Origin of the sequence: Treponema lecithinolyticum ATCC 700332 (assembly GCA_000468055.1) — a bacterium.
Classification (GTDB): Bacteria; Spirochaetota; Spirochaetia; order Treponematales; family Treponemataceae; genus Treponema_C; species Treponema_C lecithinolyticum.
On the sequence record KI260569.1, the window covers coordinates 225558 to 240516 of the forward strand.

13 protein-coding genes and 2 pseudogenes are annotated in these 14959 nt (G+C 44.0%); 5 read left to right on the forward strand and 10 right to left on the reverse strand.

Annotated elements, in window-relative coordinates; genetic code table 11:
* The first annotated feature begins 32 nt into the window (after positions 1-32).
* Both HMPREF9193_RS09145 and HMPREF9193_RS09150 read left to right on the forward strand, forming a co-directional pair.
* Positions 33-308 (forward strand): type II toxin-antitoxin system RelE family toxin, encoded by a 276-nt coding sequence (locus HMPREF9193_RS09145; RefSeq protein ID WP_021687842.1) that lies wholly within the window; start codon positions 33-35, stop codon positions 306-308.
* Entirely contained in the window at positions 299-508 is a 210-nt protein-coding gene (locus HMPREF9193_RS09150; protein WP_021687843.1) for a DUF6290 family protein, read from the forward strand. Before HMPREF9193_RS09145 ends, HMPREF9193_RS09150 begins: the two co-directional genes overlap by 10 nt.
* Before the next feature lie 65 nt (positions 509-573).
* Here HMPREF9193_RS09150 and HMPREF9193_RS09155 read toward each other — a convergent pair whose 3' ends face one another.
* Positions 574-1392 (reverse strand): MFS transporter, encoded by an 819-nt coding sequence (locus HMPREF9193_RS09155; RefSeq protein WP_021687844.1) that lies wholly within the window; start codon positions 1390-1392, stop codon positions 574-576.
* Positions 1393-1438: 46 nt separating this feature from the next.
* Between HMPREF9193_RS09155 and HMPREF9193_RS09160 the strand changes: the two genes are divergently transcribed.
* Positions 1439-1921 carry an NfeD family protein gene (locus tag HMPREF9193_RS09160; protein WP_021687845.1) on the forward strand — a complete coding sequence of 161 codons (483 nt, stop codon included), beginning with the start codon at positions 1439-1441 and terminating at the stop codon, positions 1919-1921.
* A gap of 149 nt (positions 1922-2070) precedes the next feature.
* Here the strand turns inward: HMPREF9193_RS09160 and rplS are convergent, their stop codons facing one another.
* From rplS to rpsP, 5 genes are read right to left on the reverse strand one after another with little or no spacing between them, the layout of a single operon-like run.
* Entirely contained in the window at positions 2071-2496 is a 426-nt protein-coding gene (gene rplS, locus HMPREF9193_RS09165; protein ID WP_021687846.1) for a 50S ribosomal protein L19, read from the reverse strand.
* Entirely contained in the window at positions 2474-3295 is an 822-nt protein-coding gene (trmD, locus tag HMPREF9193_RS09170; protein ID WP_021687847.1) for a tRNA (guanosine(37)-N1)-methyltransferase TrmD, read from the reverse strand. The genes rplS and trmD overlap by 23 nt, the downstream gene beginning before the upstream one ends.
* A 5-nt stretch (positions 3296-3300) precedes the next feature.
* On the reverse strand, positions 3301-3885 hold the full coding sequence (gene rimM, locus HMPREF9193_RS09175) for a ribosome maturation factor RimM (protein WP_021687848.1): 585 nt from the start codon (positions 3883-3885) through the stop codon (positions 3301-3303).
* A complete protein-coding gene (locus HMPREF9193_RS09180; protein ID WP_021687849.1) occupies positions 3885-4118 on the reverse strand; it encodes a KH domain-containing protein in 234 nt (77 codons plus the stop codon). Before HMPREF9193_RS09180 ends, rimM begins: the two co-directional genes overlap by 1 nt.
* Positions 4119-4136: 18 nt before the next feature.
* On the reverse strand, positions 4137-4382 hold the full coding sequence (rpsP, locus tag HMPREF9193_RS09185; RefSeq protein ID WP_040848070.1) for a 30S ribosomal protein S16: 246 nt from the start codon (positions 4380-4382) through the stop codon (positions 4137-4139).
* A gap of 249 nt (positions 4383-4631) precedes the next feature.
* On the opposite strand from rpsP, the pseudogene HMPREF9193_RS09190 reads away from it, so the two are divergent.
* Both HMPREF9193_RS09190 and HMPREF9193_RS11430 read left to right on the forward strand, forming a co-directional pair.
* Positions 4632-6719 (forward strand): annotated as a pseudogene (locus tag HMPREF9193_RS09190) (methyl-accepting chemotaxis protein); the annotation flags it as partial.
* An 87-nt stretch (positions 6720-6806) separates the two neighbouring features.
* Positions 6807-7121 (forward strand): annotated as a pseudogene (locus HMPREF9193_RS11430) (CZB domain-containing protein); the annotation flags it as partial.
* Positions 7122-7159: 38 nt separating this feature from the next.
* Here HMPREF9193_RS11430 and HMPREF9193_RS09195 read toward each other — a convergent pair.
* The 4 genes from HMPREF9193_RS09195 to HMPREF9193_RS09210 form a co-directional block, all read right to left on the reverse strand.
* Positions 7160-8647 carry a sulfatase family protein gene (locus tag HMPREF9193_RS09195; RefSeq protein WP_021687852.1) on the reverse strand — a complete coding sequence of 496 codons (1488 nt, stop codon included), beginning with the start codon at positions 8645-8647 and terminating at the stop codon, positions 7160-7162.
* Between the two features lie 101 nt (positions 8648-8748).
* On the reverse strand, positions 8749-10275 hold the full coding sequence (locus HMPREF9193_RS09200) for a sulfatase family protein (RefSeq protein WP_021687853.1): 1527 nt from the start codon (positions 10273-10275) through the stop codon (positions 8749-8751).
* Positions 10276-10306: 31 nt separating this feature from the next.
* The gene (locus HMPREF9193_RS09205; protein WP_021687854.1) at positions 10307-13294 is read right to left on the reverse strand and encodes a polysaccharide lyase 8 family protein; all 2988 of its coding nucleotides are present in this window, start codon (positions 13292-13294) and stop codon (positions 10307-10309) included.
* Between the two features lie 77 nt (positions 13295-13371).
* A complete protein-coding gene (locus HMPREF9193_RS09210) occupies positions 13372-14937 on the reverse strand; it encodes a type 2 periplasmic-binding domain-containing protein (protein ID WP_040848072.1) in 1566 nt (521 codons plus the stop codon).
* Positions 14938-14959: the final 22 nt, after the last annotated feature.

Sequence of the window (14959 nt, forward strand, 5' to 3'; positions counted from 1 at the left end):
TAAAAAATAAAAAAAAGTATTACCATATAAAAATGATAAAGTATTTGGATGAAATACTTAAAAAACTAAAAAAAGGTTTACTACCGAAAGAAATTTTCATTCATCTAAACAATGCATTTATAGCATTAGACTTAACAAAAGATCTGGATTTATTTGACATAAAACAACTGAAAACATCGAAAGATAAAAAAAGAGTTTATTATAGAATACGTAAAGGGAAATATCGTGCAATTTTTTATTTAGAAAAAGAGAACATTTATGTAATTGCATTGGATAAGCGAGAGGAGGTATATAAAAAATGGCAGTAGTATCCGTAAAAATAAATCAAGAAGAAGAAAAAATGGTAGATTATTTATCTGAATATTTTGAAGAAAAAAAATCATCAATAATAAAACGCTCTTTAACGGAAATGTATGAAGATATAGTTGATAAAAATATAATAGATAAATTTGAAAAAGAAAAACATACATTTGTAAATGCAGAAGATATTTTAAAAGAAATTCTCTAAATATTAAAGATCTGCTGTCCTGTACTTCCGACAAGGCGGCAGGTCTTTATTAAAAGTAAGTACAACTACCCTTCATTTCGCTCACTTAAAGCTTTTTGAATTTCTTCCGTTTTTTCCTTGCTGAGATTCCATATAAAAGTCATGCCTATAATTTCCAAAATAACAGCCAAAAACGGAACCCCTGTTCCCAACCTTCGGATATTGGCAACAACTTGTTCCGATTGCACCGCAGCGCTCGAAACGAAACCGATCGCAGCTAAGATACCGCTCACCCCGACCGAGGCGAGCGTCGAACCTATTTTTCTTGAAAACGTATAAATTGAATACAAAGAACCGTCATTTCTTTTGCCGGTTTCTTTTTTAAATTTACGCATTAAATAAGACGAATTTACATGAAACACTGTTGCGATTTCTTCAATCGATAACTGATCCGTAAATTTCTTATTGATATATTCCAAAACGCGTTCCGAAATATCCCCTGAAGTTTTAACCAATATACGCTGAGCACCGTCAATATAATCCTCAAAACATTCTTTATAAACTGCTCTTATTTCACTTTCCGAAGCGGCTCTTTCAAACATTACCGCATAACGTTCGGCTTTATAATGTGCGGTTACGGCATCCAGTCCGCCTTCTTCGGCTTGGTACGCATAGAGAGAGTTATAGGATAACATAATATTTTTAAGAGCACGTAATGTATCTCCGGTTCGCTTAAGAATTCCCAAGTCGGCGTTTTTAATAAAATAATAGAAAAAAATTTGCAATTCCTGCGCAGTTTTCCGATCGGCTTTCATAACCGCATGCATCAGATTCTTACGAATTTGATGAGCATACCGTATTTTTTCAGCGACAGGAAGTTTATCCAATTCTTGCAATGAAATCATCTTAAGCTTTATAGCGTAAAACGGTAAAAAATGCTATGCTGGTACTATGAAAGAATTCTTTTTAGCACATGCGCCGCTGGTGTGGTTTTTATGTGCAGTATTGTTTACGCTTATAGAAGCGATGAGTATGCAGCTTACTACCGTTTGGTTTGCGCTGAGTGCGCTTTTACTTACTTTTATATCATTTGCACCGATACGTCCGGTGTATCAAGTGTTGTTGTTTTTAATATTTTCCTGCCTTTTACTTGTATTAACCAGACCGTTTGCAATAAAAAAATTAAATGCGTACCGGACGCGTACAAACGTCGACAGCCTTATCGGGAAAAAAGCTTTTGTTATAAAAGACATCCGTAAAAATAAAAAAGGTCAAGTAAAAGCGGAAGGAGCCGTGTGGACGGCGCAAAGCGGCGACGGCGCCGAAATCGAAACCGGAAGCGAATGCATTGTAGAGCGGATTGAAGGGGTTACCCTTATCATAAGTGCCAAAAAAAGCGGCAGTGCCGACACTGGCGGAAACACAAAACTCTGACAACGGTGCAGCTCCGTGACGGCAGTCCCAAAAATCTTTAAAACAAAAAAACGGCTAAAGTTCCGCTCAAAAATTGTTCCGAGCAAAACCCCAGCCGTTTTTGTTTAACATCCGGTACTGTCGGCGACAAGCCGCCTGTTACGGGTTTATCAGCTTTCTTGTGCAGCCGTTTGCGCCGGTGCGGCAGCTGCAGGAGCGGCGCTGGAAACCGCACTTGAAGCGGAGTCGCTTTTTTTAACGATCAATTCGCGTATTTTTGCACCTTTTCCTATTTTACCGCGTACATAGTACAGTTTTGAGCGGCGCACTTTTCCGGGCCGTACCAATTCTACTTTTGCTATACGCGGAGAATACAGCGGAAACACGCGCTCAACTCCTACACCGTATGAGTTTTTACGCACCGTAAACGTGCGGCGCACTCCGGAGTTTTTAAGGCATAATACCAAACCCTCGTATACTTGCACGCGTTCGGTTTTTCCTTCAATAATCTTAAAATGAACTTTTACCGTATCGCCCACTTTAAAGGGTGCAACATCCCGCTTTTGGGATTCTTCAATCGTTTTTATTACATCCATCGCAATCTCCTTGTACTTGTGTTATTTCCGCAATGCACAATTCGGCTTCCGTATCAAGCATTCCGGCTTTGCGCGCCTCGGCAATCATATCGGGACGCACCGCAAGCGTTTTGGCTAAGCGTTGTTTCAGCCGCCATTTTCTGATTTTTTCGTGGTTTCCGGATAACAGTACGCTCGGCACTTTTTTACCGTCGAACAATTCCGGTTTAGTGTATTGGGGATATTCCAATAACCCGCCGGAATAACTTTCGTCGGCAAGGCTTTCAGCCGATATAACGCCGTCTATCAAACGATACACCGCATCTATAACGACTTGCGCTGCCGTTTCTCCGGAAGACAAAACAAAATCTCCTATGGAAATTTCATCGTCTACCCACTTGTCGATTATCCGCTGGTCTATGCCTTCATATCTTCCGCAAATAAAAACCAGCTCTTTTTCCAAGCTCAGCTGCGCCGCTTTTTTTTGGGTAAAAGGAGTGCCCGACGGGGTAACGTATATCACCCGGGCTTTTCCTTTTTTATGTTTTACCTTTGAACGCTTGCCAGATAAGGGCACTACTTTCGAAGGAAAACCCAAAACGGAACGCAATGCGGCATCAAGCGGTTCTGCCATCATAAGCATACCGGCTCCGCCGCCGTAAGGAGTGTCGTCGCAGGTTTTGTGTTTATCAAAGGCAAAGTCTCTGATATTCACCAATTCGTAGGCAATTATTCCTTTTTTTACCGCTTTAGCCATAATTGAATTTTCAAAAAAGCTTTGCAGTATTTCAGGAAATAAGGTCAGCACATGGAATTTCACAGATTTTACTCCAAAATCCAGAGGTGCATCAGCTGAATAGTTCCGTGCTCAATGTCAACCGCACCGATAAACTCCTTTTTAAAAGGAACAAGAGCCGTGCGCTTTTTTTGCGCATCCTCTTTTTTATCCGCACGGATGTCAACGGTATTCACGCTTTCGGCTACGGCAACTTCCAAAAGGTCGCCGTTTCCGCCTTCCAATACGCCCGTAACGACTCCCGCTTCTAGCGGCCAGTCCGCTGTTTCCGTTTGTGCACCGCCGTAATACAGCAGCGTACAGCCTTTTAAATCTTCAGCATAATACTCGTTCGCACGAAGCGGACAAGCCATGCTGCGGGGCACCGCTATTTCCCAAAGCATAAACGCTTTTGCTTGTTCGGGAGTATCGATACCCTTAAATTTTACCAAAAGATAGGACGTTCCGTTTTCAACGGATTCGATACGTTGCCGTATCTCTTTTTCGCCCTTTCTTAAAGTAACATCGGTTAACGTAAAAAAATGCTGCGTTTCACCCGACGTACTTTCCACTTTTACTTTACCCGCAAGACCGTGCACGGCGCGGATAATTCCGACTGTAAGCGTTTGCTCCATCAGTCTAAAATATCAAGACTGTAGTGTTTACCGGATTTTCCGGCTGTTGCGCTTAACACCGTCCGCAAAGCTTTGGCTATGCGTCCGTATTTTCCGATGACTTTACCGACATCGTTTTCGGCAACCTTAAGCTGAATTACCGGTCCGCGCTCTCCTTCGGCTTCTTCTACCGAAACCGCTTGCGGATCGTCAACTAAAGATTTCGCTATGTATTCGATTAAGTCTTTTTCCATAATCCGTCCCCTGTACGCTTAGCGTGTAAAATTCTTTTTGTTCAGTATTTTACGGACAGTATCGGACGGCTGAGCTCCTACGCCGAGCCAATAACGCACCCTGTCGGCATCGAACACAATTTGTTTGTCTTCGACTTCAATAGGATGATACAAGCCTATTTCTTCAATGGTCGTTCCGTCCCGAGGTTTTCGGGAATCCTGCACGACGATGCGGAAATAAGGACGTTTTTTCGTTCCGAATTTTTTCAGTCTTATTCGTACCATGAACACCTCCCTAACAAAGATTTGCATACGGCATGAAGTTTATTTTTATCACAAAACGCTCTTTTGGTCAAGGCAGCTGTTGACAGACGCCGATTGCCGTTGCGCTGATGACAGGCGTACCGATTGGCGCTGGTACGCTACCAAGTTAGCATTACCGATTATCTATTGTTCAATTGTTCAATCTTCACTTGTTCTTTTGCATAAAAAGGATTATAATATCCGCCGTAAAGGTAACAAAAGGAGAGCACTATGCAAAAAAGGTTTTCTTTACGCTACAAATTAATTATTATCTTCGGGTTATTGATTGCTTTAGCGTCGCTTATTGAGGGCTTGTTTGCCGTACGTACGGCGAGTAAAGCGGTAACCGAAAAGGTTGAAGCGCACCTTATCGATAAAGCAATAGATACGGCGGCTATTATAGACGAAAAAGTCAATATTTTGCTCAGTTTTATTGAAGGAATTGCCCGGATGCCCATGCTGTACAGCAATGAGTTTTCATATCAAGAAAAAGTAAAAGTGTTGGCACAAGAAGCAAAGCAAAACGATAAAATACTTGAATTAAATGTAACGGATCCGAACGGTACCTTTTACTATGTAGGCGGCAGCGTTAAAGTAAAAGACAGAAAATGGTTCCAAACGGCTTTGGGCGGTACCGGCTTTGTTTCGGAACCGTACATAGAAAGAGCAAACGGAACTTTAGTAATTACGCTTGCCGTTCCCATTTTCGATGCGGCACACAACGTATTTGCAGTATTGTCTGCCGATATCAAAGGCAGTTTGCTGTCTAACGATATTGCCGATATCGTTGTCGGTAAAACCGGACACTGTTACGTACTCGGTTTAACCGCTACGACGATCGCAGATACGAATCTTAGTTTGGTAGAATCACAATTTAACGCATCGGAACTTGCTAAAACGGATACATCCGTCGCTTCACTTGCCGCATTTGAAAAAATGGCTGTAGAAATAGACGAACCTTCAGTCGGTTTTTATGACTACAAAGGTATAGCTAAAATCGCTTCTTATGCAACGATGAAAACTACCGGCTGGACGGTTATCGTCAATGCACCGCGCAACGAATTTATGGGAACGGTAAATATACTTAAATGGGAGATGGTAGGTATCGGCGTGATTATCTTACTCGTTACGCTTACCTTTATATACTTTGTTGCAAGCACTATAGTAAAACCCGTACGAACCGTAGTGTCCGCACTGCAGAATATAGCGCAAGGTGAAGGAGATTTAACGGTGCGCTTGCCCACAACCGGCAACGATGAAATTACGGATTTGTCCTCATATTTTAACCAAACCATTGAAAAAATACGTGCATCCATTCAAAACATCGACATCAATACCGATACTATGCTGCATATCAGTGAAGATCTCTCAAGTAATATGACCGAAACTGCGGGCGCCGTAAATCAAATAAGCGCAAACATCGACGGTGTAAAACAGCAAGCATTAACACAAGCTGCCAGTGTAACCGAAACCGCCGCGACAATCGAAGAAATCGTACGCACAATAAAACAGCTTAATAACAGTATCGAAACACAAGCGGCAAGCGTCGCTCAGTCTTCAGCTTCCATAGAAGAAATGGTTGCAAACATTGCTTCTATCGGGCAAACACTGGAAAAAACGGATGAAGTTATTAATACACTTGCAAGCGCTACCGGAGACGGTAAAGAAACGCTTTTAACTTCAAATAACGTAACCGCAAAAATTGCAGAAGAATCCGGAGCTCTTATGGAAGCTTCCGGCGTTATTCAGCACATTGCCAGTCAAACGAATTTGCTCGCTATGAATGCTGCAATAGAAGCTGCCCACGCAGGAGAAGCGGGCAAAGGATTTGCCGTTGTTGCCGATGAAATCCGCAAACTTGCCGAAGAATCTTCCGCACAGGGTAAAAGCATAACCGAAACACTTAAAAACTTAAGCGGCGAAATAGAAACGCTTTCCGCTTCTTCTAAAACGGTTGAAGAAAAATTTAATGCAATTTTTACTTTATCTGAACAAGTAAAAGAAATGAGCGATCGTCTTACCGAAGCAATGAAAGAACAAGAACACGGCAGCAAAGAAGTACTTACCGCAATAAAAGACATAAACATGGTAACGACAGAAGTGCAAACCGGATCCGAAGAAATGCTAAGAGGCGGCGAAGGCGTTGCTTCGGAAATGAATAAACTCGACGGACTTACCCGCATCATCACCGAAAGTATGAACGAAATGGCTTCAGGAGCAATTCAAATCAACAACGCTATACACGAAGTTAACGAAATTACATACAAAAACAAAACAAATATAGAAAATCTTTCCGCCGAAATAAGCAAATTTAAAATCCAAAGCAACGATGCAAACCAAAGTGAAGCAGAAAAAACGATCGGCGAAATTGACTTTAATAAAGCAATTAGGCGGCATATTGAATGGAAAGTAAAGCTCCGTAATGCCATTGCAACACATACAAAACTTAACGCCGAAGAAATTGCCAAAGATAATATGTGCGAATTCGGCAAATGGCTGCACGATGATGCAAAAGCGCTGTATAAAGATTCACCTAATTATATACAGTGTATGGAAAAACACGCAACTTTTCACCGTGAAGCCGGAGCGGTTGCCTTAGCAATCAACAATGGTAATTTTACGCAAGCGGAAGCAATGCTTGGCTCGGACTCATCATTCAGCCAAGCATCAAGCGATGTTGCCGCTGCCGTAAGGCTTTTACAAAGCGAAGCAAAAGCATAAAAAACGCAGCCCCTTCCCCCGCCCCGTGCAATCAGGTTTTATACTTCAGGGGCTGCAGGTCCTTTGTGGTTACAGTAGCCGCAAGGATGACTTCGCCAACGCGGATCAGCTTTGTATTCGAGTGAGCGGTACGGGTCGTTTGTTAAATTTAAATACTTTTCAAACAAAGAACGCATGCGTTTTAAATCTGCAGTATATGCAGGATTTTTTGCTTGGTTTTTCTTTTCGTGCGGATCGCACACCAAATCGTACAGTTCTTCAAAATCGTCTTCGGCATAGTGAATGTATTTATGTGTTTCGGTCCTAATCATGCGGGCAGGAGATACGGTATAGCCCCACTCGGTGTGCCACTGGCATGCGGCATACGGACGGTCCGGTTTTGTACCTTTATATATGGAATCGTATAAGGAGATGCCGTCAAAATTGTCGGGGCACGAAAGTCCTGCAATATCGCAGAGCGTGGGTGCGATATCCAAAAGGCAGGCAAGACCGCCGATTTTTTCGGTTCGTTGAAAAATACCGGGGCCGCACACCGCCAAAGGTACTTGTATGCATTCTTCGTACATGTTTACTTGTTTCGTAACCGAGCCGCGAGCGGTTAAGTTGTCTCCGTGGTCGGAAAAGAATAAAACGACGGTATCGTTAAGCTTGCCGCGTTTGTCCAAAATGTGTAAAACGCGCCCTATTTCGCGGTCGACAAGCGAAAGATAGTGGCGGTATGCGGCAAGGTAGCGGCGGAAGGTATGTTTTTTCCATAAAGCTGCTTGAGCTTGACGTACGTGCGAACAACAAACGTAGCGTATTGATACCGCCCGGTTTCCAATATCGTCAAAGTCGAAATTGTCGGGAAGTTCCGGAAGTTCTTGGAGCTCGGAAAATTCCGGATATTCTGAATGTTTTTGAGCCGGAATACTGCATGCAGAACCGTCCTCTTTTAACGCCGCCGTTAAGGGAGTGTTTTGCGGAAGCGGGACATCGGCGGGCAAACCCTTGTTTGCACCGACCCAGCCGCAAATATTGTGGGGATTTACAAAATCGACCGCCATTAAAAGCGGTTGCGAAAAATTCCATTCGTTTAAAAAATGGCACGCTTTTTCGCAGGTATCACGATCTTCATAAGTATCCATATTATATGGGAATTCGGCGTGTTCGCTTTGTACGGCGATTTCTCCTTCGGGCGCACAGTCAAAACCGCGCAGCGTACCCGCATCGTGACATTTACCGAAGTGAACGGCTTTGTATCCTGCTTCCCGAAAAATTTCGCCAAGCGTTTTATACCTTGTGCCGAAATTTTGCACTTTCCACTTACGTCCATTGGAAAGTACGTCCGTTTTATGCGGATACATACCGCTCCACAAAGAAGCGCGCGACGGCTGACACAGAGGGAATTGGCAAAAGCAGTTTTCAAATACTACGCCGCGTGAACATAACTCGTCTATAACCGGTGTAACCGAATAACCTCCGTATGCTTTGAGTGCCCGGCTGTACAGTTGATCGACTTGAATAAGTAAAATATCGTTTTTCATATATACGTAGTTTTTTCCATTTACTCGGGTAAGTGCTGCGAATCGTACCGTGGCGTATGCCGATCAACACGACAAAACCGGCTGGCGCAGCAGACTCCGTTTTATTCGTTCCGTTCAAATAAAAAAAAGTCTTTGTGGCGGCGGCACCATGCCTTAAGCAATTTGTCGTAAGGCGCGCAGCGCGGATCCGAAGCGGATAATTCAATCGGATGCATTTGATAAGGGTCTTGCACATTGTCGTACAAAAAACGCCTTTGCTTTGTGTGCGGCTCGGTGCCGTTGTCGATAACGTAGGTTTTGTCCTTTGTGCGTATGCCGCGCCAGCCGAAACACTTACTGTCCAAACCTTCTTTTTTAAAGGGCTCGATTAATTCCGGCATTCCCGGAAGCATACACAAAAAAGCGTGCGACTTTCCCGTGTTGACCTTCCCGTCCGAAAAATCGGCACCGCAGCATGCGGCGGCTAAAGCAAGTGCAGCGCTTGTACCTTCCACGCAATCGGGTATCGGAACGCCCAATATGTCAAGCAATGTGGGCATGTGATCGCAGCTTTCGATTAAAGCAGGACAAACGAGCGGCGTATGCAAACGGACATCGGCAGACGTTCGGGATTGACTGTCTGCCCCCTCGCCGGCAAAGGACATCATCGCACCGCCGCCCACATACAACGGAATACGGATGGACTCTTCGTACCATACGTTTTTTCCGTACAAACCGTGAGACCCCATACAATCGCCATGGTCTGCGGATAGCACGATAAGCGTGTCGTCTTTTAATCCCGTTTTTTCCAAAAAGCTCATAATGCGACCGAATTGTTCGTCCAAGCCGCTGATTGCAGCATAGTATTCGCGCATTTTTTTTTGATAGCTTTCATCGCGCCGCATCGCTTCCGGTACGTTTTGCCTAAAGTTTAGTTTTCCTGCATACTGTTTAAGGTAGCGTTCGGGTACTTGATCGTAAGGCGGGTGCGGCGGATTCCACGATAAAAAAGCGCAAAAGGGCGTGTCCGCTTGAGCCGGAGAAACTGCCTGATCCAGTTGAGCCGCTTGTCCCGTATGTGCCGCACGCCAGCGTTCAAGGTACGAAAGCAGCACATCGGTTTCGTGCTCCGGCGACCATGTACGTATATCGCAGCGCTCGCCGTCGGTTGTCCAATAGTGCGGACTTAAGTGCTCGTCCATAGCCCCGTACGAGTACCAAAAGTCAAAGCCATGCCTGCGGCAGCCGGCAGGCGTATACGCGTCCCATCCGCTGCAAGCGCTTGCAGGATGTGCAGAATAATTCAAATCGCTTGAATCCAAGTGCCATTTTCCGATATAAGCGGTATCGTATCCGTTTTTTTTGAGCACGTCGCTGATAAGGGTTTCTTGCGGCGCAAGGCAGGGGCTGATATCCAAACCGGTTTTACAGTTTGTCCACATACCACACGACAAAGGATATTTACCCGTTAAAAGCGCAGCACGGTGGGGAGAGCACAGCGGATAAGTGCTGATCGCATTTGTACAGCACACGCTTTCGGCTGCAAAAGAGTCCATGCACGGCGTAAAAACCGTATCTTCGTGTGCGGCACCGAGCGCATGATAGCGCCACTGATCCGCAAAAATGTATAATAAATTCTTGCGCTGCATAGCCGTTTCTCCGTTCTCCCACCCCTGCCGTTTACTCAGCCGTTTTAATTTTTATATAAGACGATGCTCCGTTTGTTCCGGCAGTATATACCCGTATCACAAGCACATCGCCTTTTATTTCGGCTTTGACGTTGTCGCCGTGTTCCAAAACAGCAGCGGTTTTCTTTTGCAATTTAAGTTCAATATAATCGGTATTCTTCATCGTAGGATCGGAAACGGCAAGTTCGATTATACCGCCCTCTCCCTCTTTAAGTGTAACAGAGGCTTTGTGCAGCGAAACAAGAAAATCCGCTTGCGTTTCGGTATCCGTCCAAAAATTAAAACCGCTTACCTTTGTACGCGCATTGCGTACCGCTTGCACTTGCGCTGTGTTTGCTATAATCGTAATATCCGGTTTTTGAGCATAGTTTTTTACTTTTGCTTCGTTTGCGCACGGCAAAATAACATACGCATAGCTTTGAGAAACAGGATTTATTCCGTGGTCGAACCACAGTTCAAAAAAGTTCGTTGTTTCTTTTTCTTCAGTTTGTTTATAACCGATATTGCTCCAGCTTCCGGTATAGGCTGCTTTACGCACATACAATGCTTCTTTTTGAGCGTTCGGGAAATACACACCGATATCACTTGCACTGTCGTTTCCTTCAAGCCACAACCAATTCGCATCGTTTGAAAATTCAAGGCGCTGTCCTTCCATAGAAGCACTGCCTGAACCTTTGCCTTCGGTTTTTACGATTTCGGCAGTATCGAGCGCAAGCATATTTAAATCGAGCTTTGAACCGTTAAACACTACGGCATTTGAGCCGTCCGCTTTTAATTTACGGTTGAGCGCTGTCGTTTCTACCTTGAACGTGCTGTTTAAATCGCTTATACCGGCACCTAAACATACGATTTCATCGCCTGTCATAAAATAGGATTTGTGCGCTCGCAAATTCGGTTCGTACACAACGCTTTGCTCGTTGATGTCGCCGGATAATAGCATGCCGTTTGTACCGAAATTGTACAATGCGCTGCCGCCCGTCCAATCTTCTTTTGAACTGTAATCGCCTTCTTGGTAAAACCCGCTGCTGTCCGGTGTTCCGTTTCCGATATTTTTTGATACGGTTGTAGTTCCCGGCAAGCGGAACGGGTTTATCGTATTCCAATACCCTTCGGTATAATAAAGCGGCTGTCCGGTATACAAAAAGGTCATACCGTCGCCCTGGTGCCATCCGTACAGGTTTTCGCCGTTCATTATTTCGCAGTTAAAAATACGGCTTGAATACATGCTGAGTCCGAACAGCCAATTTTCGCTTCGGTGAATGACTCTGTCCATCAGCGGAAAATTGCGGTGAACGGGTTGTAATGCCGTATTTACGGATGTATCGTTTAAAAGCCGTTTTGCTTCGGACCGAACGGCAAGTTGTGTAATTTCGGTTAAAGAATTTATGTATTCCGGATCGTGTATCAGCCAGTTTTTTATGTAGCGCTTCATCGTTTTTTGTGTTTCGCTGTCCAAAGCGTCCATTAAAAGCAAAACATAAGTGGTAATATCGCGTCCGATACTTTTATCGGTTACTTGTTTTCGCGCTACGGCTCTTCCGCGCAGCATATCGAGCGCATAACCGTTGTACACCGAAAGACCGTAGCTTTCAATCATCATAGTTTTAAGAATGGCGCTTTTTTCTTTATCGTATTGCCACGGAGACTTATTCAAAATTGAAGCGATTTTACTTAAACCTTCAATAACGACGACACCGTATGAATTGGTATAAGGAGTGCGCGAGTGATCAAGATACGAGCCGTCTTCGTAATATCCGGAAGGGAATCCCTTTTCCGATAAAACAAGACTGTCTTCTATCGTTTGCAGCGCTATAGTTGAAGCGGAAGCTTGCTGCGCCAAATAGACGGATTCGTTGTCTTCCAACAGCAGCCCTATTCCCAATGCGCTCACGGAACAGTCCACTCTGTTTGCCGCAAATTGCATACGGTATCCTTTACCGTGAGTTGAAGCCGTTCCGATAGCACCGCCGTGGAACGGGTCGCTTTGAAAAAACACAACGGGCGTTATGTAGCGCTGCTTTTGTTCGGAGCTTAAATCATCGGCTAACAGTATTAAAGTCGGCACCAGCGATTTGGGTATACCGATTTCCCACGTCCACCAATTATCGGTTTGTGATTTGGGTGTATAGCAAAAGGTGGTAAGATAATCCAATATGGCAATCATATCGGAAAACAAATTTTTATTTTTATAGTATTCGCCATAGCGACTTTCGTACGCTACAGCCAAAGTGTACAATTTTTGAAAAGCGGCTCGGAATTCAACCGCATCGTCTTCGTATTTTATGTCCGGATTACCTTTTAATCCAATATCTTCCGGCCATGGAGGCGTTTGGCACGAGTTTTTTCCTTTATATGCATAAGAATTCCACACAGCAAAAGCTTGTTCGTCAACTTTTTTTACCGCTTGCACTGCAACATCATCATTCATATCGAGTGCGCCGCCGGTAAGCTGCGTTTTCCATTTTTCCCGTAATTTGTGATATTGTTTTTTATTTGCTTTAGGCAATACTTTTTTATCAACGGCATGGATAATCAGCTTCCATGTTTTTGTATTACCCTTTTCGTCGCTTGCGGCAATTGTTACAATTCCTTTTTCTTTTGCGTTTACGTAAACGCCGTCCGTACCGGGCGAAAGTTCTACTAAATGTTCAGCCGCCGCAATGCCTTCCGTGCGTCCTTTATCGTCTTCGCCTGCTTGCAATTCACGTTTAATTTTATAAAATCCCACATTTTTTAAAAATGTTCCGTCGAGTGCAGTAAATCCGCTCCTCCACATATTCGGAACAAAATCAACAGGATTTTTTATAAACACAGTGTTTCCGCAAACCACGTGTACAGTGTTTTGAGCGCTTTGAAAGTCTTGAGTGCTTTGAACGAACTGCGCATTTTCGGCACTTTTAGTATTTTTACCGTCGGATTTTCCGCGCGCAAAACAAGCACACGCAGAACAAAGCAATAACACGGCTGCCGCCTTTTTCATCTGAATCCCCCTTTGGTAAAAGAATGCGGAAGCGTTCAAAACCGCAGTTCGTAACACTTCCGCATCAAACAGTCAGCTTATTTTTTATACGTTATATCGTATGCTCTTTGTAAAATTTCAATAGCGTCTTTTATACCGCGTTTTTCCAATTCGGCTTTAAATGCAGGATAATCGCTGTCGAAATCCGAAGCACCCAAAACCCACGATTGGAATTTTTCGTCTACATACGGGCGTATCGACGTCATAATTTTTTTATAGCGTGCATCGTCTTCCGGTTTTACTTTCATAATAAGACGGGCGTCGGCAAACGGCGGTATGCGTTCCGGATACCACTGCGGATTATCGGTATACAGTTGAGCAACGGCTTTTGCCTCCGGCGACATAACCGAAATTTCGTATTCGCCGTCTTGCGCCATACCGATGCGGTATTGAGCTCCGATACTGCGTAAATAGCCGATGGGTGTTTGTCCCGATTTTGTTACCATGTCGGTAAATTGTTTTTTGCCCGAAGCGTCGCGGGTGTATTCCTGACCTTCAACACCCCAGTTCATAAGGTCACTTCCTTCTTGGGTAAAGAAAAAGTCAAAGAATTTAATAAGGGTTACCGGGTCTTTACACTGGGAAGAAATTCCCCAGCCTGCTCCGGCTGTTCTGGCGTCGCGCAAAGCAACTTTTCCGTACGGATCTTTGGGCGGTGCAATACCTTCGATTTTAAAACCGGGAATATCTTTTGCCAAAGAGGCATTGTAGTTGCCGGTACTTACCCAGTCAAAGGTAAAACCGCCTACGTTGCCCGACAACAAAATATCGCGCGCTTTTGCTCCGCGGGTAAAGAATTCGGGGTCAACCAAGCCTTCTTTGTACCACTTGGCAAAAGTTTTTACACCGAGCGCAAATTCTTTTTCCATCGGGTCGAATACCATTTTTCCGTTGCGTGCATAAAATTCGGTACTTGTGTCGAATAAATTCAAATACTTATCGGGAGCTTTTACCGCACCGCGGTCAAACAGCGGAACTTCATCTTTTTTGCCGTTACCGTTCGGGTCTTTGTTTCTAAAAGCCGACAATACCGTGTACAATTCATCGACGTTTGTAGGAGCTTTTAATCCCAGTTTTTTAAGCCAATCCGTTCTTATCCAATAGAATTCGGAAAACTTAAGCGTTTGGTCTTTAGGAATAAAATAGATATTGCCGTCCAAAGAATACGCGGTGCTGGCAAAGCCGGGAACCGTTTCGAGCCGTTTTTGGATATTCGGCGCATGTTTTTTTATTAAATCGTTTAAGGGAATTAAACCGCCGTCTCTTCCCAGTTTTTCCAAATCGGAAATACTTACATAGCCGATAACGTCGGCAAGTTTTCCGGAAGAAAGCATTAAGTTAAACGCTTCTTTTTCGTTTGAGTTTGCCTGGCTGATAACGCTTTTAAGCGATACGTTTGTGCGCTTTGCGATTTCCTGCCATACCTTCCATTCGGGATTAAACACCATGTTGTTGAAGTTTAAAAACACCGTAAATTCAACAGGTTTTGCGGATACCGTTCCGGCAGTCCCGAGCATATCGGATCCTGTTTTATCCGAAGAGCCCATTGCAAATGCCGAAAAGACGGCAAACAGCAAACAGACAATAAGTCCGATTTTTTTCATAGAAATCACTCCTACAAAAAAA